The sequence below is a fragment of the Bacillus sp. ISL-57 genome (assembly GCF_018613135.1).
In the GTDB taxonomy this organism is placed as follows: Bacteria; Bacillota; Bacilli; order Bacillales; family DSM-1321; genus Peribacillus; species Peribacillus frigoritolerans.
In genome coordinates, this window is sequence record NZ_JAGGQV010000019.1 from 315,733 (window position 1) to 337,094 (window position 21,362).

22 protein-coding genes are annotated in these 21,362 nt (G+C 41.3%); 9 read left to right on the forward strand and 13 right to left on the reverse strand.

Translation table 11 applies throughout. The features are described from left to right. The first annotated feature begins 60 nt into the window (after positions 1–60). Entirely contained in the window at positions 61–1,686 is a 1,626-nt protein-coding gene (locus J7I90_RS22110) for a PAS domain-containing sensor histidine kinase (RefSeq protein ID WP_214773764.1), read from the forward strand. Positions 1,687–1,745: 59 nt separating this feature from the next. Here the strand turns inward: J7I90_RS22110 and J7I90_RS22115 are convergent, their stop codons facing one another. Continuing rightward, entirely contained in the window at positions 1,746–3,230 is a 1,485-nt protein-coding gene (locus tag J7I90_RS22115; protein WP_214773765.1) for a cadherin-like beta sandwich domain-containing protein, read from the reverse strand. A 308-nt stretch (positions 3,231–3,538) separates the two neighbouring features. Between J7I90_RS22115 and J7I90_RS22120 the strand changes: the two genes are divergently transcribed. After that, positions 3,539–5,173: a copper resistance CopC/CopD family protein gene (locus tag J7I90_RS22120; protein ID WP_214773766.1), complete on the forward strand. Its 1,635-nt coding sequence runs from the start codon at positions 3,539–3,541 to the stop codon at positions 5,171–5,173. 18 nt (positions 5,174–5,191) lie between these two features. Next, positions 5,192–5,854 (forward strand): YcnI family copper-binding membrane protein, encoded by a 663-nt coding sequence (locus J7I90_RS22125; protein WP_214773767.1) that lies wholly within the window; start codon positions 5,192–5,194, stop codon positions 5,852–5,854. Positions 5,855–5,900: 46 nt separating this feature from the next. Here J7I90_RS22125 and J7I90_RS22130 read toward each other — a convergent pair whose 3' ends face one another. The 5 genes from J7I90_RS22130 to J7I90_RS22150 form a co-directional block, all read right to left on the reverse strand. Beyond that, positions 5,901–6,899, reverse strand: a complete 999-nt coding sequence (locus tag J7I90_RS22130) for a S8 family peptidase (RefSeq protein WP_214773768.1) — start codon at positions 6,897–6,899, stop codon at positions 5,901–5,903. Between the two features lie 324 nt (positions 6,900–7,223). Continuing rightward, the gene (locus J7I90_RS22135) at positions 7,224–7,730 is read right to left on the reverse strand and encodes an SEC-C metal-binding domain-containing protein (protein ID WP_214773769.1); all 507 of its coding nucleotides are present in this window, start codon (positions 7,728–7,730) and stop codon (positions 7,224–7,226) included. A gap of 190 nt (positions 7,731–7,920) precedes the next feature. Beyond that, positions 7,921–8,490 (reverse strand): nitroreductase family protein, encoded by a 570-nt coding sequence (locus J7I90_RS22140; RefSeq protein WP_214773770.1) that lies wholly within the window; start codon positions 8,488–8,490, stop codon positions 7,921–7,923. Between the two features lie 11 nt (positions 8,491–8,501). Beyond that, positions 8,502–9,674: a toxic anion resistance protein gene (locus J7I90_RS22145; protein WP_048686182.1), complete on the reverse strand. Its 1,173-nt coding sequence runs from the start codon at positions 9,672–9,674 to the stop codon at positions 8,502–8,504. Beyond that, complete coding sequence (locus J7I90_RS22150; protein ID WP_214773771.1) at positions 9,671–10,327, reverse strand: 5-bromo-4-chloroindolyl phosphate hydrolysis family protein; 657 nt, start codon at positions 10,325–10,327, stop codon at positions 9,671–9,673. Before J7I90_RS22150 ends, J7I90_RS22145 begins: the two co-directional genes overlap by 4 nt. Before the next feature lie 354 nt (positions 10,328–10,681). Here J7I90_RS22150 and J7I90_RS22155 point away from each other — a divergent pair, with 354 nt between their 5' ends. Beyond that, positions 10,682–11,014, forward strand: a complete 333-nt coding sequence (locus J7I90_RS22155) for a coiled-coil domain-containing protein (protein ID WP_214773813.1) — start codon at positions 10,682–10,684, stop codon at positions 11,012–11,014. A 523-nt stretch (positions 11,015–11,537) separates the two neighbouring features. On the opposite strand, the gene J7I90_RS22160 is transcribed toward J7I90_RS22155, so the two are convergent. From J7I90_RS22160 to J7I90_RS22170, 3 genes are read right to left on the reverse strand one after another with little or no spacing between them, the layout of a single operon-like run. Next, positions 11,538–11,765 carry a group-specific protein gene (locus J7I90_RS22160; RefSeq protein ID WP_214773772.1) on the reverse strand — a complete coding sequence of 76 codons (228 nt, stop codon included), beginning with the start codon at positions 11,763–11,765 and terminating at the stop codon, positions 11,538–11,540. Between the two features lie 45 nt (positions 11,766–11,810). Then, positions 11,811–13,088 (reverse strand): ammonium transporter, encoded by a 1,278-nt coding sequence (locus tag J7I90_RS22165; RefSeq protein ID WP_214773773.1) that lies wholly within the window; start codon positions 13,086–13,088, stop codon positions 11,811–11,813. Further along, entirely contained in the window at positions 13,085–13,489 is a 405-nt protein-coding gene (locus J7I90_RS22170) for a hypothetical protein (RefSeq protein WP_251025411.1), read from the reverse strand. Before J7I90_RS22170 ends, J7I90_RS22165 begins: the two co-directional genes overlap by 4 nt. 272 nt (positions 13,490–13,761) lie before the next feature. Here J7I90_RS22170 and J7I90_RS22175 point away from each other — a divergent pair, with 272 nt between their 5' ends. The 4 genes from J7I90_RS22175 (at position 13,762) to J7I90_RS22190 (ending at position 16,813) form a co-directional block, all read left to right on the forward strand. Beyond that, complete coding sequence (locus J7I90_RS22175; RefSeq protein WP_057278507.1) at positions 13,762–13,965, forward strand: DUF1657 domain-containing protein; 204 nt, start codon at positions 13,762–13,764, stop codon at positions 13,963–13,965. A gap of 540 nt (positions 13,966–14,505) precedes the next feature. Then, the gene (gene spoVAD, locus J7I90_RS22180; RefSeq protein ID WP_214773774.1) at positions 14,506–15,525 is read left to right on the forward strand and encodes a stage V sporulation protein AD; all 1,020 of its coding nucleotides are present in this window, start codon (positions 14,506–14,508) and stop codon (positions 15,523–15,525) included. A 195-nt stretch (positions 15,526–15,720) separates the two neighbouring features. After that, positions 15,721–15,927: a DUF1657 domain-containing protein gene (locus tag J7I90_RS22185; protein WP_057278504.1), complete on the forward strand. Its 207-nt coding sequence runs from the start codon at positions 15,721–15,723 to the stop codon at positions 15,925–15,927. A gap of 25 nt (positions 15,928–15,952) precedes the next feature. Beyond that, complete coding sequence (locus J7I90_RS22190) at positions 15,953–16,813, forward strand: DUF421 domain-containing protein (RefSeq protein WP_214773775.1); 861 nt, start codon at positions 15,953–15,955, stop codon at positions 16,811–16,813. 8 nt (positions 16,814–16,821) lie between these two features. On the opposite strand, the gene J7I90_RS22195 is transcribed toward J7I90_RS22190, so the two are convergent. Both J7I90_RS22195 and rlmD read right to left on the reverse strand, forming a co-directional pair. Continuing rightward, a complete protein-coding gene (locus J7I90_RS22195) occupies positions 16,822–17,370 on the reverse strand; it encodes a YitT family protein (protein ID WP_308110651.1) in 549 nt (182 codons plus the stop codon). A gap of 454 nt (positions 17,371–17,824) precedes the next feature. Continuing rightward, positions 17,825–19,195: a 23S rRNA (uracil(1939)-C(5))-methyltransferase RlmD gene (gene rlmD, locus J7I90_RS22200; RefSeq protein WP_133351587.1), complete on the reverse strand. Its 1,371-nt coding sequence runs from the start codon at positions 19,193–19,195 to the stop codon at positions 17,825–17,827. 189 nt (positions 19,196–19,384) lie between these two features. On the opposite strand from rlmD, the gene J7I90_RS22205 reads away from it, so the two are divergent. After that, complete coding sequence (locus J7I90_RS22205; protein ID WP_034306063.1) at positions 19,385–19,603, forward strand: hypothetical protein; 219 nt, start codon at positions 19,385–19,387, stop codon at positions 19,601–19,603. A 44-nt stretch (positions 19,604–19,647) separates the two neighbouring features. Here J7I90_RS22205 and J7I90_RS22210 read toward each other — a convergent pair whose 3' ends face one another. After that, positions 19,648–20,223 carry a GNAT family N-acetyltransferase gene (locus tag J7I90_RS22210; protein ID WP_214773776.1) on the reverse strand — a complete coding sequence of 192 codons (576 nt, stop codon included), beginning with the start codon at positions 20,221–20,223 and terminating at the stop codon, positions 19,648–19,650. Positions 20,224–20,285: 62 nt separating this feature from the next. Beyond that, positions 20,286–21,200: a diacylglycerol kinase gene (locus J7I90_RS22215; protein ID WP_214773777.1), complete on the reverse strand. Its 915-nt coding sequence runs from the start codon at positions 21,198–21,200 to the stop codon at positions 20,286–20,288. Between the last annotated feature and the right edge of the window lie 162 nt (positions 21,201–21,362).

Below are 21,362 nucleotides of genomic sequence, written 5' to 3' on the forward strand. Positions count from 1 at the left end.
TTTGTTAAAATGTGTATGTAATTTTACCTTTGAAATGTCTTAAAATCAGGGAGAATCTCCATGTCCAAACGCTCCATCTTAGCAATATATATCCTATCCGGGATTCTTACATTAGTCGTATTCGACTATTTTTTAACTACAAATATCCATAATAAAGAGGTCTTCATTCAACTCCAAAGGGCGGAAGGCATTGTTTTCCTTTTATCAATAGGCTTAATTCTATATCTTTATCTAGCTAAAAAAGAAGAGTTCAAACGATTAAAAGAAGCGGAACAACGTCGGCGCACACTCATCAATTCAATGGTTGATTTCGTTAATTTCAAGGATGGGGATGGCCGATGGCTTGAATCCAATACCTTCGGGCTGCAATTATTTCAATTGGAGCATGTAGATTATAAGGGAAAAAGAGACAGTGAGCTCGCAGAATACTCCGAATTTTATAAAGAATCATTGATCTATTGTGAAGTTTCCGATGAAGAAACGTGGGTGAAGGGGGAAATTACTAGGTGCGAGGAAATCATCCCTCTTCCCGATGGCAATCACAAGACCTTTGATACGATTAAAGTTCCCCTGTTCAATGAAGATGGTTCACGTAAAGCCTTAGTCGTCATTGGCAGGGATATATCTGAAAGAGTTGTCGCGGAGAATCAATTATTCGATAGCGAACAACGCTATAAATCATTGTTTGAACACAACCCTTATCCGATGCTGATGCTTGATTTAAACGGAATGATCACGACCGTGAATCCAAGGTTTGAAACGGTAACAGGCTTTCAACAGGACGAAATACATGGCGCCTCGTTCATTAATTTGAATTTTTCAGCAGAAGACGCGGAATTGATCCGTTCATCATGCCAATATGTCATGGAAAACCAAAAGGGGATCAAAAAAGGGAAAGATATAGAATTCCTGACGAAGTACGGGAAGTCCATCTTACTTTCTTGTACGTTTGTCCCGATGATGGTTGGCGAGGATTTAGTCGGAATCATTACTTATGCTAAAGAAGTCACTCAAATTCGAGAAACCGAAGCACGCTTAAGAAGAACCGAAAAATTATCGATAGTCGGCGAACTTGCCGCAAGTGTAGCCCACGAGGTACGAAATCCGCTGACTTCTTTAAAAGGTTTCGTCCAGCTGCTTAAAAAAAGCGACAATCCCTATGAACAATACTACACGATCATGTTAAGTGAATTGGACCGGATCAATCTCATTGTAAGCGAGTTACTCGTTCTGGCAAAACCACAGGAACTTCCATTCAGCAAACATCAAATCATCGACCTGATGAATGATGTCAAAACCTTGTTGAAACCAGAGGCGGACTCGTACCCCACCCAAATATCAATATCTGTGAAAAATGAAATACCGCTTCTATTATGTGAGGGAAACCAATTAAAACAAGTTTTCATAAACATGCTCAAGAATTCCATGGAGGCATCCGCCGACCATATTTGGATTGATTTCGAACGAATGAACAATAACCTTTCCATCACCATCAAAGATAATGGAAGCGGAATAGAAAAAAACCGCATAAAACATCTTGGAGAGCCTTTCTATTCTTCAAAAGAAAAAGGAACCGGATTAGGACTTACAGTCAGTTGCCGAATCATAGAGGCGCATCGGGGAAAGGTCCGCTTTAACAGTGAACTGAACCAAGGAACTGAGGTCCAAATCATTTTGCCCATATAAATATGAATTTCGAGGACAAGCCTGAACCTTGTCCTTTTTTTGCACGATTCAAAACCACCCTATTTTATCAGAGAGGTAAAGAAATTCTTTATATCCCCAAATAATGACACCGTCTCAACAGGTTGTTTCCCATTAATCTGGCCTCCTGAATCATTGGATGTTTCGCTCTCCGTCATACCAGCTGTACTCGTTTGCGCTGCTTCAACTTCCACCTCTTTTGTTTTGATATCATCCACGGTTTCTTCCTCATCCATTTCAACATCCATGTCCTTTTCGAAAACAAGGACGTAAGTACGACGCTCCCCATCCTTTGAAACGGTAACGGAAATGGCCGTTTTCGCTTTATCCTTGATCTTCACTTTTGCACTGCTCGCACCGTCATATTCAATCGTAGCTCCGCTGGCATTTGTCGTTGCATTCACTTCGACTGAAGAAATACCATTATCGACCTCGATATGATAGGTATGCTCATTAGATTTAAAAGATTTGTTCCATGCGCCGGTTGATACGGTCAGACTGTTCAACACTGGTCCATTATTGCCTTCCTCGCCTAAAGAATCTGCAGACGTTACTTTCTCAACAGAATCCGTTTTCACTTTTTGTGTTGAAATACTTTCAATTTGCCGTGCATTCGTTACTTGACTGACACCACTGCTTGGCTTTTGATTATTGGAGGATTCCGCTGATGTTAAAGATGATTTACTCGCCTTATCCGAGGGTCCTGCTGTTGGTATAGATGATTTATCCGAGGAAGGTTGGGCTATACTCGTTCCTGTTGAGGGCTCCTTTTGAACTTCATCTTCTTTTGGAGCAGCTTTCGATTCCGTTTCCTTTGGTGCGGCTGCAGCCCGTGTAATTGTAACTGTATATGTTTTTTCATCACCATTTTCTGCTGTAACGGTTATCTTCACCGTTGTCTTACCGACTGGAAGGGTAACCGTTACACCTGCACTGGTTGCATCTTTTCCATTTACCTTTACAATTGCCTTACTGTTACTCAATGTCGGAGTTACCGTAACCGACTGGACTTCATTTTCAACTGAAGCATGATATGCTGTCACCTTAGAATCGAATGTTAATGAGCCTTTTGATAATCCAATCGATGTTAAAAGGTTATCATCACTTTCATGTTTTTCGACCTTGAGAGTATAGGTTACGGTTTCATTTTCCCCATCGCTGACGGTGATTACAAACGTATTCATGCCAGTTTGAAGAGTTAAATCCTTCAATTTACCATCCGTCATTTTGACACCATTCACATATATGGCTGCATTCTTGTTAGGGCTTGCTGCAAGCAAGGTGATCTTTTCCACATCATTCCCCACTGTTGAACTATAGTCGTGTACATCTTCTGTAAACTTTTGATCCAGTGCTATACCCTCTATCTCTAGCTTTGAAAGACTATTTACCGTTTGTGCCTCTTCCAAAATGACAGAAGTGCCTTCCGCAGCTTCTGTCGCTGGCATATAAGTGGATGTTCCCATCCCCACAAGGGAACCAACCAAGATCACCTTCACACTTGTTTCTTTTAATCCCTTCTTCATCAAAACCTATCCCTCCAAATTCCTTAAACATGATAGGCTCAGATTACTAAAGGAACCTTAATTATTTCTTAATGGAGTTTATATCAAAAGGAGGATGCCTATTTGGTATAAACATTATGCAAAGTGGAATTCCCACCACTTATTTATGGCTATACTGGAGTGGAAGGCAAAACTAAAACTTATTGTTCTCATTTTCTAGGGAACCTCTTAAACTGCCTTTAGATAACTAAATTATTTTCACTGTTTTTTCACATTTTCCTTTTATAATGGGCTTACATAATCGGATGAAAGGATGATGGCACACCAAGATGAAAAAATATTTATGGCTGGTAGTCAGCCTATTCAGTTTGCTTTTATACCCGGCAATGGCTTTCGGTCATGCTACAGTAATCAGCTCTAATCCTAGCCCGAATGAAGCGTTGGATACTCTTCCTGAAAAGATCACCATTCAATTCAACGAGAATATACAACCAGCTTTTCATTCGCTTGAGGTATTCAGCCAAGATGGAGACAAAATTCAAACTCAAGACAGTACAATCTCTGAACAGAGTGAAAAAATACTGGAAGCTAAGTGGAAGGACACGATTGATGAAGGGATTTACTATATTAAATGGAGAGTGGTTTCGAGTGATGGCCATCCCATTGAAGGAACAATTCCCTTTCAATTCGGAAATTCGGCAGGCCTATCAGATCAAAATAATTCCGAAGTGAATGAGAGTTTTCCGAATTCCATCAACGTTATGCTGCAAAGTCTACAGTACATATGCTTCGCTGCCCTTACCGGAATCCTATTTTTCAGATTATCGCTAATGAAGGATTCCCGACTTTTTGAAGCCAGCAGAAGAACCCGTCTATACCTTTGGCTTTCATATGCCGGTTTAGCATTTTCCATCTTCTGCAGCCTGCCTTTAAGAGTTACGATCGATGCTGGCGTAGGTTGGACCGATGCATTTAATGTTAGTTATATAAAGGAAGTATTGAATGCTACAAACTTTGGGACGATCTGGATCATGGAAATTCTAATATTGCTCCTTCTATTTTTAGTAATTTATTTCATGCTCGAGAACTCATTGAATAAATCACTACCTTTCATTTCATTCATCATAATTGCCAGCTTGATGATTTGTAAGGCATTCACCGGACATACAGCAGCCGTTCCTAATCAGGCTCTGGCCGTTTTGATGGATTTCCTTCATTTATTGTCCATGGCTTTATGGCTCGGCGGCCTTTTGGCCTTATTGGTGATTTTGCCTGGTCTTGCAGATCGTCAGTCAGTCCAAGGAGATAAGAAAACCTTTTACTGGTCGATCATTCAAAGGTTTTCCAAATGGGCATTTCTGTTTGTAATCATCCTGATTATTAGCGGAATTTATAGCAGTTTACAGCATGTACCAACTATCCATTCATTGTTTAACACAACATATGGCCAATTGTTACTAGCGAAAATCGGTCTCATGTTAATCATGATCGTTTTAGGCGGCTTTCATTTTCTCAGAGGGAAAAAGCAAACGAAAAAACTTGGTTATAGTGTGGGAATGGAGTTTGGTTTAGGAATCGTCATCCTGCTCATTGCAGCTTTATTAACAAATGTCCAAACTGCCATGTCTTCTCCCGGCCCCATTGAAAAAACGTTACGGACTGAAGAAAATAACGAGGTTACATTAATGGTGACGCCCAATGAAGTCGGGGATAACCTGATTCAAGTAAAGCTTTCCAATGAAGGCAAGCCAATTGCTGAAATAGAGCAGCTTACGATCACGATGCAGCCATTGGATACGCCAAATGGTGAAATAAAGCTGCAGATGAAGGAGAAAAATACAGGGACATTTACATCAAAGTCCATCTTGACCATGCCAGGAAAGTGGAATATCCATGTTCATGGATTGACTGAAAGCCTGGATTCAATCAATGCTGATTTTATAATTTTCATAGGGAATTCATAATAGGAGGAATTTATACAAATGAAAAACATTTCAAAGCTACTTATTTTTACATTTGCTGCATTATTCATTTTTTCCGGTTCAGCATATGCTCACGTTACGGTCAAGCCTAGTTCATCTGCACCTGAGGCGTGGGAAACTTATACAATTAAAGTACCCGTAGAAAAAGAAACTGCCACTACCAAGGTGACTTTAAAAGTACCTGAAGGTGTTACCTTTGAAAGCTACCAGCCTGTACCGGGATGGAAAGTAACGACAGAAGGTGACAAAGATGGGCATGTAAAAACGGTAACTTGGGCAGCAACTGACAAAGGAATAGCTGCTGGACAATTCCAGCAATTCTCTTTCGTAGCACAAAATCCTAAAGAAGAAACGAAAGTTGCCTGGGATGCATTTCAATATTACGAAGATGGGGAAATTGTTGAATGGAGCGGTGAAGAAGGCTCAGACCTACCGCATTCTATAACGGAAATCACGGTTGCACCCAAGGCTGATGCTGAACCTGCGGACCATGGTCACGAAGATGAAGCTGACACTAATGATTCCACGACACCTGACAATTCAAAGGATGCAGCAACAACAGAAGGTGAAGGCAACCAAACGCTGATCATTACCCTGGCTGTCATATCATTAATTCTTTCCATTGTAGCCCTTTTTGCAGCTCTAAGGAAAAATAAAAAATAATCAATATGGAGAAGGTGCCCCAAATTTTTTGAGGCACCTTTTTTCTCTAATATTCCATGACCACCGATTTACTCGGTAACTTAAGATTTTCCGATTCTATCGTAATCTTAATCGATTTTTCAGCTCTTTGTTCCGTAATCGTTAAGTTAAGCAGTCCATTTCCCTGCGCTTTTTTGCTTATTCCCAGATCTACCGTACTTTTTACCAGCTGTGCATATAATTCCGCTTCAGTTAAATTACGGTCAAATTCTTTTTCAGCAATCACTTTCAAGAGAGCTGCCGCACCGCTTACATGAGGTGTAGCCATTGACGTTCCGCTCAACCTGGCATATTTATTTCCTGGATACGTAGAGAGAATATCAACCCCTGGCGCCACCAAGTCAATTTCATCATTCGTATTTGAAAAATCCGCTAAATTTCTGCTTAAATCCACAGCCCCCACTTCCACTACCTCGGGATATGCTCCTGGATAATCCAATTCATCCGTTTCATGACGCCCATCACCGCTATTTCCAGCTGCACAAACAACAAGGATATCGTTCTGAAGGGCCTTTTGAATGAGTTTGTGTTCAGTCTCATCGGGAGGTCCGCCAAGCGAAAGTGAAATAACCGAAACCTTTTCTTCATTTGGTCCCCGCCAATTGATGGCATACTCTAGAGCCCCATTAATCCAATCAATGTCTCCTTGCCCTTGACCATTTAGGGCCTTTAACGCTAATATGCTTGCTTTCGGGGCCACTCCCACTACACCAGCATTATTAATGGCAGCAACAACCGTACCGCTGACATGTGTCCCATGTCCGTTATCATCTTGATAATCCCCGGTATTGGTAAAATCCTTCCCGCCAATGATTCTTTCCTTGAGGTCTGGATGTCCCTTGTCAATGCCTGTATCGATGACGGCAACTACCACGCCCTCACCATAATTGCTTTTTTCCCAAATTGCCGGTGCTTTCACAAGCTCGACACCCTCGGGAATCTTCTCTTTCACCGTTTCCATTACTTCTAGAACTTTGTAAGGTATTAATCTTTTTTCTCTTGTCATTTGATTACCCCTTCCTTCGTTCAATAAGTTAAACTGCCATCAGTGTGGGGATTATCATCCCGTCTGGTTGCCGTCTACCGTTGAAAGAGATGAGATCAAAAAACTCTTCTCTCTTATATATACCAGATTTATGAAAATAAAAAAGAAGTTTTCGGAAAATTCCGTCTAAATAACTAGTTTTTATTTCTTTTTGTTCTATTATCTGGTACTCTTATTATAGAACAAACGTTCGTTTAACGCTACACTTTTTTCTCATTTTTTTCCCAAGCACGCACTTTTCCAATAAAAAAGAAGCGACTCCGAATCGAGTCAGCTTCCAAGATGTTAAGCTGCACCGCAGCATTTTTTGTGTTTTTTCCCGCTTCCGCATGGACAAGGTTCATTCCTGCCAATGACCGGTTCTGCATGAACATGCGGCATTTTAGCTGCCTTTGCACTTTCCGTGATAATTTGTGTGCCTTTTTCCTTCATTTGCTGATACCGCTGTTTAAATAACTCCATTACATCTTTACTGTACTTCAGCGTATCTTCCGCGATATCCATCGCCTTTTGCTTCGAAATATTATAATCCTCCAGGACGAATTGATTATCCCCGAAAGAAACCCTCACTCCAAAATGCTGTCCCGCCTGTTTATTGCCTTTAAGCTCCTCAACGAATTCAAGGTACACTTCCTGGCAATCACAAGTCTGATGCATGCAATAATAATCATATATCCAATACGATTTACCTTCGTACTTACTCTTTAAAGCAATTCCATCCTCAACGCCAAACACATCCAAATATTTTATCGCTTTTCCATCGAGTATCTCAAATGGATCAATCGTTCTCATCTATAGACACATCCTAATTCATCAAAATTTATTCTTCCTTTGTATTGTACAACCTAATTCATCAGTCGTCACTTGAAACGAAGCCTGCCAAAGCCAAATCCTTTTCAGTAAAAGCTTAATTAAGGATGCCTTATTGAAGGCAATAAAAAAACTGCACCAGTGTCTATAAACTGATGCAGCTCCCTAATCCTCATCCAATCCATGTGGTCAATTCGTCGATCGGTGTTTTCTTAGCAGGTTTCGGCTCCATGTCAGGATAACCCAAGTATATGAAAGCCAACACCTCTCCCTTAGAGGATAAATTGAAAAATTCACGGACCTTGTCATGATAAGTTATTTTCCCCGTTCTCCATACTGCTCCCAAACCTAGAGAATGTGCTGCAAGAAGCATATTTTGGATGGCACTGTTCACAGCCGCATATTCTTCTGCCACAAGGACATTATTCTTATCACTAGGCTCTATGCCCACTGCGATGATGACTGGAGCCCTTAATGGATTCTTTTTTTGCCTTTCGAGCTTGCTGATTAAACTTTCAGGGGTATCATCAGCATTTTCGATTCTTGTTATTTCTTCGAATACCTGCCCAAGTTTATTTCTTCCTTCCCCTGTCAAAACAAAAAAACGCCAAGGCTCCGTCCGATGATGATTAGGTGCATATGTTCCGGCTTCAATGATTTGCTCGATCATTTCTTTAGGAACCGGATCTTGCATAACGATTCCAATGCTTCTTCTCGTTTTTATAGCCTCGATAGTCTCCATGTTATCTCCCCTTATCCCTTTATCTCCAATAGTTTCTGTTTCAGTTCATTTTCCATTGACGCCAATTCCTGTTCAGCTTGACGGCGTTTATGCCTGCCTTCTTCTTGAATCCGCATGGTCTCCTCAAGCGTGGATATCAAGTTAGCTTGAGTTTTCTTTAATGTTTCAATATCGACAAGTCCGCGCTCATTTTCTTTTGCAGTTTCAATGGTATTCGTTTTCAGCATCTCGGAGTTCTTCAATAATAAGTCATTTGTAGTCTTGGAAACCTGTTTTTGGGCTTCTACAGCATGCCTTTGCCTGATAAGGGTCAGTGCAATCGCAACCTGGTTTTTCCAAAGTGGAATAGCTGTCATGATCGAAGATTGGATTTTTTCGACTAGTGCCTGATTCGTGTTTTGGATCAGCCTGATTTGCGGTGCGCTTTGAATCGTGATTTCACGGCTCAACTTCAAATCATGAAGCCTTTTATCCAACCGTTCAGCAAATTGCAGCATATCATTCACTTCTTGAAACTTCATTTGATCATTACTTGATTCAGCGGACTTCCTTAGCTCCGGAATCGTTTTCTCATGGATTTCTTCGAGTTTGATTTCCCCAGCTGCAATATAAACATTCAATGCCTGGAAATATTCCTTATTCGTTTCATATAGCTTTTCGAGAATTACGATATCCGATAACAGGATATTCTTGCTCCGATCGAGTTTTACACTGATTCGGTCAATTTGGGCACCGGTCTTTTGATACTTGGATAGCACCTCCTGTACGGATCCCGAGAGCTTCCCGAACATACGCGCAAAAAATGAGGGCTTATCCGGTTTTAACTCATCCGGGCTGAGTTCGTTTAACTTTTTCATTAAATCATTGATAATGCTGCCCACTTCACCTACATCTTTTTTCTGGACATGCTCAAGCATGGAATTAGAAAAGGTCAGGAGCTTTGATTGGGCGGGTGTACCATAGGATATCATTGCCTGATGATTCGTTGGATCGATTTGTTCGGCAAGCTGATAAGCCTTTGCCCTGTTCTCTTCAGGAATGACATCAATCAGTTTAACCGGTTTAGCTTCCTGGGAAGATACTTTCTCAAGTTCCTGCACCCCATCAAATGGATTGGCTAAAAGGTCATCGATCAAACTGGCATTATTCGTTTTATTCAACAGGTTTGGATCATTGTTATTCATTTTAACCTCCTGCTTTCATCAATTACTTGTGACTCTTTTCTAGTTCTAATCGATTGCTTAGCAACATCCAATTCGAAGTTAAGATTATCGATATCATCGGCAATCACTTTATATAAATCCTTTTCTATCGTATCAGTGAGTTCCTTTAAAGTTTTACGAGTCTCCGTTAAGGAAAGTTCGAGTTCCCTATTCTTTTTTGGCTGCTGTGCTAGAAAAACATATTTCTCCGCAAGCTCCATGGCAGAATCCAGATGCGAGTAATAAAACTGTTCTGCCTGATAAAACCGCTTCGGCTCTTTTTTTGTCAGACTATATATTTTCCTGATCATTTTAATCATCTCTTTCCTCTGTTTGAAAGAAGAGATATGCCTGACCGAGATTAGAGCTTTTTGCACCCTCCATATCTTCGGTTTTGCTTCGATTAAATTTTTCTTTATATATTGATATTCTTTTCTCGTCAATTCATGTTTTTTGAGGTATCTTGATGAAAAATATACGGAACTCAGCCAGTATGCAAGTACCCCTCCTGCTAAAGATATGACAACGGACAGGGCAAACGGTTGATTCAATACGAAATAGCTAATCATCCAAACCGGCAAGACCATTGGAAATGCAATCATTATCGGAACAAAATCAACAAGAAATCGATTCATTATCATTACACTCCTGACTTACACTCTTTTCTTTATATACGGATTATCCTTGGAATTGGTTTCAAGATAAAAAAAAGAATTTCTCCTATACTAAACGATATAGGAACCGGATGGTTTCTGCAAATTTATTGAGATTTTTTCTGTGAATTGCCTCTTCTTCTCACTCATATGGGCTAACGCCTAGTCACTTCACCGGAACTGACATAAGTTATAGGGTATCCATCCTGATTTTAAAAAGGAGAGTTGACCATGAATTCTTACGGATTTTATCCTTATCCACAACAAAACGGAAATCATCAGTACTTTGAACCAAATTTCAACCCATACTTCCAACAGCCTGAACGATTTGATTATATGCCACAGCAAGATTGGAACTTTCAGCAGGTACAAGAAAATCCATATGGCCAGGTGCAAGACCAATTCGAAATTGAAAGGCAGCCTCAACAACTTGAAAGAAGAATCCGGGAACTTGAGCGTCAAAACGAGCGTCAAACGAGGGAACTCACTCGGCAGAACCAAGAAATCACGCGAATAAATCGTGAAGTGAACCGCATTAACCAGGAAATCACCAGGCTAAGTCAAGCGGACCAGCGACATACGAATAGGTTAAACAGACTGAATCAAAGACTCCGGGCCGTGGAAAGAAACCTTAACATCCCCTTCACCGCAACAGATGATGGTTTTTAATGAAGGATAGCAGGAGCTCATTGTGAGCTCCCGCTTTTCGCTTTGAGATTTAATCAAACGATTGATTAATCTTTAAAGATTCACCAAACCCTTGTCCATGGTTACAAAGCTTTACGATTACACTATTGTTTTCGCCGCCTTAAATGTGAATCCTTCTACTTGCTTTAAAAAAGTAGTTTCAATACTGATCTGCAGAATAAAAAATATGAATCAACCATATTACCGCGGAATTCATCAAGTTATTTATAAGAAAATGGCTGTTTTCACATACTTAGTTGCTATTTACCAGGTAGTGAGGTGTGGTTGATTTCCCCTCCAGATGCTCGCTTTCCGCGGGGCGGGCGGTGAGCCTCCTCGGCGTATTCGCCTGTGGGGTCTCACCTGTCCCGCTGCTCCCGCAGGAGTCTCGCACTTCCGCTCCAATCAACCTTAGATAGATTCGTTTTAAAAACAACAATCTTTACGAAAAGAGCCAAGAAAATAAAAGAGCAGGAGTCATATTTACACTCCTGCTCTTTCTAATTTACAACATGATCCGTTTCAACCTTTCATTTCTAGATTCCTTTTCCTCCTGGGTAGACAAGTCATACTTCTTCAATAGATGAAAAAGTTCATTCATTGTTTCCTGCGAATTCCCTTTTTCAAGATATCGATCTAATGTTTGACTCAATTGTGTTGGTAAAAATGCCTTTTGGCTCTCAAATTTTAGCCTGACATCTTGCTGCGAATGATTAAGATTGCATACACCCATTTAAAAATTCACCTCTTACTTGATTTTACCATTGTATTTTAGACATTACCTTGTCAATTCTTCATCCTGCTTAATGTAATCCTCCACCTTGATGAACTCCGGCGAGGTATGTGTGGCCATGATGCCATGATAACTGATATCCAACCCAAGTTCTTCTTCTTCTTCAGTCGATCTTATCGGCAGCCAAACATTTATAATCTTAAAAACAAGCCAAGTCACTGAAAAGCCCCAGATGCATAACACCACTAATCCTAATATTTGAACTCCGAGCAAATGCCATCCCCCGCCGGCAAACAATCCGTTTTCAGTGGAGAAAAGCCCTACCGCTATCGTCCCCCACATTCCTGATGCCGCATGAACAGGAAAGGCACCGACCGGATCATCGATTTTCCGGGCTTCCAACCAATTTGTTGCAGCTAACATCAACATTCCAGAAACTGCTCCAATCAGCAACGCCGCCAGGTCACTAACGAATGCACATCCAGCTGTAATCCCGACAAGACCAGCAAGTGAGCCATTGATGACTGAAGGTGCATCCGAGCGTCCATATCTAAACAGTGTATAAAGCAGGGTAACCGCTCCCCCTGATGCAGCTGAGAGCATCGTGACAATGGCAATATGTCCAATTCGGACATCTGTAGCTTGCAAGGTGCTTCCTGCATTAAATCCAAACCAGCCAAACCATAAAAGGAATGCCCCGACAGATGCCAAAGGGAGATTACTCGGCAGCGAAATGGAGCTGGTCCCCCTTGAAGTGAATTTACCTGCTCTCGGCCCGATAACAATGGCAGCCGCAAGTGCTGAAAAACCGCCTAGTGCATGAATGACAGCAGACCCTGCGAAGTCCTGCATGCCCATCCTACTTAACCATCCGCCACCCCATAACCAGTGACCGGCAATCGGATAGATGAATGCTGTCATCATTACGACAAAAATAAGATACGCCCGAAAATTGATCCTTTCCGCAACTGCTCCCGAAACGATGGAAATGACGGCGATGACGAATGCCCCTTGAAATAACCAATATGCATCCATGGAAATCGAAAGGTCGACGTGCGACAAATCACCTTTCAGCAGAAAGCCACTTGCCCCGATAATTCCAAATACATCCTTTCCATACATCAAGCCAAAACCAACGACGAAATAACAAAGCGTTCCGATCGTAATATCGGCAAAAACCTTCATGATGATGTTCACATTATTTTTCGTACGGACGAACCCTGCCTCCAATAAGGCAAACCCGCCCTCCATCAATAGTATCATGGCTGCTGTAAGAACCACCCAAATCGTATCCAAGCCAGCGTTTAACGTTTCTAGAGTCATCTCGGCGTTCCCTCCGCTTTCTGCCAGGCCATTATTTCTTTAATGATGTCTGATGGTAAATTCATTTCCTTTTTTTCTGGTTCAGCCTCAAGTAAACCGATCACCTCATTTAATAAAGCGACCCGCTGTTTTATTTTCTCGATTTGTTTATATCTATCGTTCACATTCACCAAATGTTCAACCGCCTGGTGATGACTTGGGGCACGCCCTGTAAAAAAACGTTTAAATGGTGACAGGGATTGATACCAAGCTTCCTCAGCTCGTCGTTTTTGCTCATATTTATGAATTTTACCTTTGATCGATTCAATTTCCGACTCCTGTTTGCTTTTGTGGAATAGCAGTCCTTTCATCACTTCTTCAGATGAAATTTCAATAACAACCCTACTATATAAATCGTCCATAATATAAATGTCACATCACCTCACGTAACAACGTTATGTTTTCTACAATTATATTTAAAATTCTGAATTCGGTCAATGATTAAACAATAAAAACGAATTGTACAACGAAAAAAGAGGATTAAATCAATGAATTCTGCCTGTTGTTTTAATCAAACGTTTGATTAATGGAAGGAGCTAATCACTTGATTCCCACTCATAGATATATTTGGAAGGTATAGATAATCGTTTTTTCCCCACTCTAATAAGGCAGTTAAAAACTAGGGGGTTCATACATGACAGTTATAAACGATGTCAAAACAACTATAGCAGGGTTAAAAAGCGCTCAAGCGAGCTTTGAAACCTTCGCCCTTTCAACAGATAATGAGCAAGCCAAACAATTGTACCAACAAGCTGCCCAACAAACACAAACGATCGTCGACAGCATCACTCCTCGCATAGAAGAGATTCAAAACGAGGAACCTCAATATAAACAATGATCATCCATATAAAAAAGGTTGGTTAAAGCAACCAGCCTTTTTTATATCTTTCCATAACCAAGAATAAAATCTTCATTCCTTTTTCTATATCAAAAAATAATGAAGAGCAAAATCTTTAAGCCAATCCCAAACTACCAAAGGGTTACATACCTGACTTGAACTGCTGACAATCAAGCTAATGAATCAGTACGGGTCCCAGATGAAAAAGCTGTAATTATGATCGACTGCCACTTAAAAATCATCGTAGAAGATCGTTTTGAGAATTACGATTGTCCTGGACTTCAGAAAGACTTTTTACGCCGAATGATTTGATACACAAGGATGTTAAATGATAAAAAGTAAAAGCTGACTGCTTTATCTCCGGATTTTGTTTGACCGAATTGGCCGCTTTGTTACTTTCAGGTTGCGGTGATACTGCAGCCATTGAATAATGGGCCAAAGGTTTCGTGGCTGTACTATATTCAAATTGGCTGAAGGATTTTTATGTTATTCCTTTGTTTAATCTTACTGACAATACTCATACAATGGGGTGGTTTAATAATGCTTACGGGGCATCGCACATGGGTGTTTGATCAAAAGCCTGTCATCGTCTCCACAGGAACCGTTGGCGGTCCATTTGAAGCAGACGGTTTGCTTGCGGATGATTTCGATCTTCTTCATTCTGATTTATGGATCAACCAAGATACCTATGAAAAAGCACATAAAGTCTTATTGGAGGAAGCGAGTACAAAAGCAATCGAGAAGGCGGGTCTACAAAAGGAACAGATACAATTTTTCCTAGGAGGCGACCTAATCAATCAAATAACCCCTACCAGTTTTGCCTGTCGAACACTAGGAACACCTTATCTCGGCTTATTTGGCGCCTGCTCCACTTCCATGGAGGGACTGGCTCTTGGTGCCTACCTTGTCAACACCAAAGGGGCAGAGTACTTATTGACAGGAGCATCAAGCCATAACGCTGCAGTGGAAAAGCAATTTCGCTATCCAACTGAATACGGAGGGCAAAAACCTCCGACAGCCCAATGGACCGTTACGGGGGCAGGAGTGGCTTTATTAAGCAGTGCCGGGGAAGGCCCAAGGGTCACTTCAGCTACGATAGGCCGTGTCATCGACATGGGATTGACCGATCCTTTCAATATGGGAGGTGCCATGGCTCCGGCCGCTGTAGATACGATTGAAGCACATCTAAGAGAAAGAAACCTCGACCCATCCTATTATGATTTGATAGTGACTGGGGATTTAGGAAAGATTGGACATGAAGTTTCATTGGAAATATTTAAAAAACATGGCACGCCGATTAAAGAAGAGCAATATAAAGATTGCGGTTTAATGATATACAGGGATGGTCAACCGGTCCTGGCCGGGGCAAGCGGCCCCGGATGTTCCGCAACCGTCGTTTATGGTCATTTATTAAATCGCATGAAAAAAGGAGAAATTAAACGATTGCTCGTCGTGGCTACCGGTGCCTTACTATCTCCCCTATCCTTTCAACAAAGTGAGACGATTCCATGCATCGCCCATGCCGTATCGATTGAATATGACGGAGAAGCACAAAACTAAGGGTTGATGTTTGAATTGAACATACAACTGCTCATATTGGATGGATATTCTTGGCTGCGGAGATTGTTTCTGTAGCGTTAGCGGATGTGAAAAGCATCGATTGATCGGTTGTTGCCGTTGAACCAGTGACTGGATAACAGCTGCTCATGGTTCCGAGTCATTATTATAGATCAAAAAAGATAAGGAGGTTGCTGCATGACGATAGCTTCCAATGTCAAACAATGTGTCTCCAGCCTAAAAGGAATTGAAGCAGGCTTATCCAGCTTAGCACTCAGGACTCAAGATGATGAATCTAAACGGATTTTGCATGAAACGATGCTGGTGGTTAATGAAGTTAGGAAGGATGTACAGAAGCGCGTGGGCGAGTTAGAACGGGAAGAACCACAATATAAAGGTTTTTAATGATCAAGCAGGAGGTGTTTCGGTAATGCCGGGTTGGTTAGAAATTGTTTTGCGTTCATTTTTCTTTTTAATTGTTCTTTTTTTAATCACTAAAGTATTAGGAAAAAAACAATTGTCCCAGCTTTCCTTTTTTGAATATGTAACGGGCATAACCATCGGTAATGTTGGGGCAGAATTAGCTACAAAAGTGGAGGGCAATATTTTACATGGCGTTCTGTCCATTCTTGTTTTTGCCATAGCACCTTTCATTGCAGGATTAATATCCTTAAAAAGTAAAACATTCCGTGATCTTGTGGAAGGAAAAGCATCGGTTTTCATCAAAGATGGGAAAGTCATGGAAGATAATTTAAAAAAAGAGAAATATACCATCGATGAATTGCTGGGATTGCTCCGAAAAAAGGATGTCTTTGATATTTCTGAAGTTGAGTTTGCCTTATTGGAAGCCAATGGGGATTTTTCCGTAATGTTAAAGAAGCAAAATCAACCTGTAACACCTAAGGACCTTAACCTGCCAGTGGCTGCAGTAAAGGAGCCACAAACCATAATAATGGATGGCCGTATACTTGATGAACCACTTTCCACGATTGGTCTGAACCGAAATTGGCTTCTTACTGAACTGGATAAGTTGGGGGTAATCCTCGATAATGTTTTTCTTGGTCAGGCCAATTCTAATGGAGAATTAACTGTGGACCTTTTTGATGATAAACTTAAAGTTCCTTCTCCTCAAGAAAAACCTCTTTTGCTCGCGACCTTGAAGAAGTGCCAAGCGGACTTGGAGTTATTTGCACTTGGAACTGAATCAAAAGAAGCTAAAGAGATGTTTAGCAAAAATAGCGAGAAGCTGCAAAAGGCAATAGATAACGTAATCCATATCTTAAGGAACTGATTATATATTCATTCCCTCACTTTCATAAGCGATGTGACCAGTCCAATGATCACGATCGTCACACATGAAAAAAGAAAAATTTCGATACCTAAGGTGAATGCTGCAGCTGAAATGATTAATGTATCTATGACGATAATCGCCAAAGCAATATCCATGGAGGTAGATTTTGAGATGATTTTGGCTAGCATATCCGTCCCCCCGCTGCTTGTCTCATATCGAAGCATGAGTCCTATGCCCATCCCTATGATGACACCGCCAATCAAAGAGCTTGTCAGTATTGAAATGGAAAAAACCTTTTTCAATGGATTAAGCCAATCCATAAAAAGGGATGTCAAAAGCAATCCGTGAACGCTGCTATAGAAAAAAGGGCGTTCATAATACCAGGCATATAAAAATATAGGAATGCTAAGGACCAACATGGATAGTCCCGTTTGAAAACTAAAGAAATAATGAAGGATGAGTGCAATCCCAATTACGCCGCCATCTATTAAATGATGAGGAACCAAAAATCCATTTATTCCAATGCCCACCAAAAAGCTACCAACAATGACAGCCACCGCTTTTTGAAAATTAATAAAATCACCTTGCCTCCCAATCCATATATTTCTTAATATATGTCCAAGTCAGAGCGTCAAGAATAATCATGCAAAAAAAAATCCCCCTCCCTTTTCTTCAAATTTAACTACGTGAAAAAGGTCCCGGTTATTTAGACCGAGACCAACAGTTTGTTGACAAAGGGGTTCGGGAACTTATCTTTCTTCAAATATTCTCCCGAAAAAACTGACCAAAAGCAGCCCTGCAACTCCTTTAGGCATGGCTCCTTTCTAACTGTTGTAACTAAGTTGATTGGAGCGGATGTGCGAGAACTCCTAACGGGAAAAGCGCGCCGAAACCCTCAGGCACATGCCGAGGGACGACCTCCCGCAGAGTGTGTGGAGATCGGAAATCAATGTCCATATTGTACAAACATAAAAATGCAGGCCCAGTCAATTAGACCGGGCCCACATTCAATCATTTCAACTCTAATAACACTACATTTTCTACATGCGTCGTCATCGGGAACATATCGACAGGCTGGATATCAACTGCTTTATATCCGCCTTCTTCCAAGATATGAAGATCACGCGCTAGAGTGCCTGGGTTGCATGATACGTATACGACTTTATTAGGCTTCATCTCGATGATCGTATTCAGAAGGGATTCTTCACAACCTTTGCGTGGCGGATCCACCACGATGACATCAGCAGTGTTGCCCTTTTGATACCATTCAGCAATAACGTTACCTGCATCGCCGACCATGAATTCTGCATTTGAGATTTCATTCAATTCAGCGTTGCGCCGTGCGTCTTCGATCGCTTCTTCGACAACTTCGACACCGATTACTTTTTTCGCTTTTTTAGCTAAAAATAAAGAGATGGTCCCAATGCCGCAATAGGCATCTATCACCGTTTCTTCACCAGTCAGCCCTGCATAGTCAAGAGCTTTATCATAAAGGACTTTAGTTTGGTCTGGATTGATTTGGTAGAAGGATTTTGCGGATATCGCAAATTTCACATCACCGATCATATCATGTATCACTTCGTCGCCCCATAGCACAGTCATTTTATCGCCTAAGATAACATTCGTTTTCTTGGAATTCACGTTTTGAACGATGGATTTAACTTGTGGAAGACGTTCAACGATTTCCTTCACGATGGTTTCGATGAAAGGGATACTTTTCGTTCTAGTAACAAGAACAATCATTAATTCCCCTGTTTGCTTGCCATAACGGGCCATGATGTGGCGCAATACACCTTTATGTGCCTCTTCATTGTAAGCAGGGATACCAAGTTTACTGAAAATCTCTTTAACGACTTGAACGGCTTCATTAATCACTTCATTTTGGATAATGCTTTCTTTCGTTTCAACGATTTCATGTGTCCGCGGCTTGAAGAATCCTGCTATTAGCTTGCCATCCTTTTCACCAACAGGCACTTGCGCTTTATTGCGATAATGGGTTGGATTCTCCATCCCGATGATCGGGTGAACCTTCACATCCTCAAGTTTCCCAATGCGTGTCATCACTTCACGTACTTGCTTTTCCTTGTATTCCAACTGCCCTTCATAGCTCATATGCTGCAGCTGACAACCACCGTACTTATGGTAGTCTTCAGTCGTGACCTCAACCCGGTATGGACTGTTTTCGATAATCTCCATCAAGCGTCCGAAGCCATAACCCTTATTAGCCTTCATCACTTTGATTTTTGCTTTTTCTCCTGGAAGGGCGCCCTGAACAAAGATCGGGTAGCCATCGACTTTAGCGACGCCAGCTCCTTCATGTGTTAAATCTTCAAATAAAACCTCTACTATATCATTTTTAGCAACTGGTGCTGTTTTTTTCATATCATCTTCTCTTTTCTTTTTTATGCTAGCCTGTATTTTACCACAATAGAGGCCATGCCACAAAACCACTCACCAATTTACCCTGGTTTTCATAAAAATATAGTGGAAGGAATTACGGATTTTTCATAGTTCCATGAATAAAAGTTCAATAAAAAAAGAAAAATAAGGAAAAACAAAAGAGGTGAGGAAATGGGTTTATTTAACTCTATATCGGCCTGGAATGCTACAAGGATTGAAAAACATCGAGCGAGTATGGAGGAAAAAGGCCTCTGTCCGGATTGTTACGGACGTGGATACAGCTCCTTCGTACCGACGGAATATCATTTTTCCGATATACACGACTGTCCCGGCTGTAATGGCACCGGAGCTTACGCTGATTGGGCAGCCATGAATGGGCAGCAAATGTAACCGCATACAATACCAAACTTCATACGGCTAAAAAGGACCCCCTGTTAAACAGGAGGTTCTTCTATTTCCTTTACCATATAGCGAAATTCATGACCGCTAATCGTAATGGTTTTAATTTCCACATAACCCAATCTGCCATAGAGACGATTCGCCGCTTCATTTTCCTTTTCAACAACCAAAGAAACCCTTGGATATCCCTTATGTTTAGCATACCCCTCAACATATTGAATCAGTGCACTGCCAATACCTTTTCCTTGAAAATCCGGGTCAACGGATACTGTATCCAAATAAAAGTCTCTCATTTCCGCTTCCTTATCGAGCGTAACACTTGGGTCTTTCATCTTCATCCTTAATTGTTTCACTATCGGTTCATCCAAGCTTTCGGCATCCTTGCCATGGTAAGCAATGATCAATCCAGATACCTGTCCATCATGTTCACTGACAAGCGTATTTTCATAGCTGACCCGGTTCCCACTTTTCCTGAACAAATCGGCAAGAACGGAAAGTATTCTTTCTTCTTCCGTTTCACCAGTCAAAACCTCTGCAATTTCCTTAATCGCTAACCGGGTCAATATGGCTGCCTTTTCTGCATCCTCCGGTGTCGCTTTCCTGATATACATATTTGTAATTCTCCTTGCTTCATTAAATTGAAAAGGCCACCAGATTCAGTGGCCACTTCAATCTATTTATTTGCCGGATCATCCGGCAGTATTCCTTGCGGGATGAATACATCAAAATGGCGGTACTGATTTACGAATTCAGCTGGGGCCATCCCGCCAAATTCTCCATCCAAGTTAAGCATCATATCCTTTTTGGCCTGTACTTTAATTCGATTGGCTTTTTCATAAATGACGTTTTTATCATGGATATGCTCACCGCGCATTGCCAATGTTGCTACACGAACAATATCAGCCAGGTTTGCCTTTTTTAAAATAAGCAACGTGAACATACCATCATTCAAAGAGGCGTCAGGGGCCAGTTTCTCGAAGCCGCCGACCGAATTCGTGTTAGCCACCAAGAAAAGCATGATCTCCCCTTCAAAAAGCTTTCCATCATATTCAATAGAAACTTCCGTCGGCTTAATTGAAGGAAGCATTTCAATTCCTTTAATATAGTAGGCTAGCTGACCAAGCATGGTTTTCAGCTTGATTGGCACGTCGTAGGTCAATTCGGTCAACCTGCCCCCGCCAGCAATATTGATGAAATACTTATCGTTCATTTTCCCGATATCGACCGGCATCGTATGCCCGCCGGCTATAATTTCGGCCGCTCCTTCGATCGACTTCGGTAAATGCAGCGCCCGGGCGAAATCATTGGTCGTTCCCGTCGGGATGATTCCTAGTTTCGGACGTTTCTCTGCAGTGGCCAGTCCATTAACAACCTCATAAATCGTGCCGTCGCCCCCTGCTGCAATAACTACATCATAGCCGCGTTCAATCGCTATCTTTGCCGCTTTCGTCGCATCCCCGGCACCGGTCGTCGCATGTGCAGAAGCTTCATAACCAGCTTCTTCAAGTTTTGCAAGCACACCTGGCAGGCTCTTCTTAATGGCTTCCCGGCCCGAAGTCGGGTTGTAAATCAACCTTGCTCTTTTCATTTCCCATCATCCTTATACATATTGATTCCATAATTTACATCTTAATCCTTCGTTACATGAAAAGCAATATTCGAAAAAAAGAGGACCGTATTTCGGTCCATATCTTTTACAATTTACTAGAAATCGCATCAGGGAAAATTATAATGCTTTTTACAATTTTAT

Bases quoted from the DNA above. Each gene is read 5' to 3' on its own strand.
- J7I90_RS22145 (WP_048686182.1), bottom strand. From the start codon at position 9,674: ATGAATAACAATGATCCAAACCTGTTGAATAAAACGAATAATGCCAGT.
- J7I90_RS22210 (WP_214773776.1), bottom strand. From the start codon at position 20,223: ATGTATATCAGGAAAGCGACACCGGAGGATGCAGAAAAGGCAGCCATA.
- rlmD (WP_133351587.1), bottom strand. From the start codon at position 19,195: ATGAAAAAAACAGCACCAGTTGCTAAAAATGATATAGTAGAGGTTTTA.
- J7I90_RS22165 (WP_214773773.1), bottom strand. From the start codon at position 13,088: ATGACTCTAGAAACGTTAAACGCTGGCTTGGATACGATTTGGGTGGTT.
- J7I90_RS22135 (WP_214773769.1), bottom strand. From the start codon at position 7,730: ATGAGAACGATTGATCCATTTGAGATACTCGATGGAAAAGCGATAAAA.
- J7I90_RS22205 (WP_034306063.1), top strand. From the start codon at position 19,385: ATGGGTTTATTTAACTCTATATCGGCCTGGAATGCTACAAGGATTGAA.
- J7I90_RS22160 (WP_214773772.1), bottom strand. From the start codon at position 11,765: ATGGGTGTATGCAATCTTAATCATTCGCAGCAAGATGTCAGGCTAAAA.
- J7I90_RS22215 (WP_214773777.1), bottom strand. From the start codon at position 21,200: ATGAAAAGAGCAAGGTTGATTTACAACCCGACTTCGGGCCGGGAAGCC.
- J7I90_RS22175 (WP_057278507.1), top strand. From the start codon at position 13,762: ATGACAGTTATAAACGATGTCAAAACAACTATAGCAGGGTTAAAAAGC.
- J7I90_RS22155 (WP_214773813.1), top strand. From the start codon at position 10,682: ATGCCACAGCAAGATTGGAACTTTCAGCAGGTACAAGAAAATCCATAT.
- J7I90_RS22185 (WP_057278504.1), top strand. From the start codon at position 15,721: ATGACGATAGCTTCCAATGTCAAACAATGTGTCTCCAGCCTAAAAGGA.
- J7I90_RS22170 (WP_251025411.1), bottom strand. From the start codon at position 13,489: ATGGACGATTTATATAGTAGGGTTGTTATTGAAATTTCATCTGAAGAA.
- J7I90_RS22130 (WP_214773768.1), bottom strand. From the start codon at position 6,899: ATGACAAGAGAAAAAAGATTAATACCTTACAAAGTTCTAGAAGTAATG.
- J7I90_RS22120 (WP_214773766.1), top strand. From the start codon at position 3,539: ATGAAAAAATATTTATGGCTGGTAGTCAGCCTATTCAGTTTGCTTTTA.
- J7I90_RS22140 (WP_214773770.1), bottom strand. From the start codon at position 8,490: ATGGAGACTATCGAGGCTATAAAAACGAGAAGAAGCATTGGAATCGTT.
- spoVAD (WP_214773774.1), top strand. From the start codon at position 14,506: ATGCTTACGGGGCATCGCACATGGGTGTTTGATCAAAAGCCTGTCATC.
- J7I90_RS22125 (WP_214773767.1), top strand. From the start codon at position 5,192: ATGAAAAACATTTCAAAGCTACTTATTTTTACATTTGCTGCATTATTC.
- J7I90_RS22150 (WP_214773771.1), bottom strand. From the start codon at position 10,327: ATGAATCGATTTCTTGTTGATTTTGTTCCGATAATGATTGCATTTCCA.
- J7I90_RS22115 (WP_214773765.1), bottom strand. From the start codon at position 3,230: ATGAAGAAGGGATTAAAAGAAACAAGTGTGAAGGTGATCTTGGTTGGT.
- J7I90_RS22110 (WP_214773764.1), top strand. From the start codon at position 61: ATGTCCAAACGCTCCATCTTAGCAATATATATCCTATCCGGGATTCTT.
- J7I90_RS22190 (WP_214773775.1), top strand. From the start codon at position 15,953: ATGCCGGGTTGGTTAGAAATTGTTTTGCGTTCATTTTTCTTTTTAATT.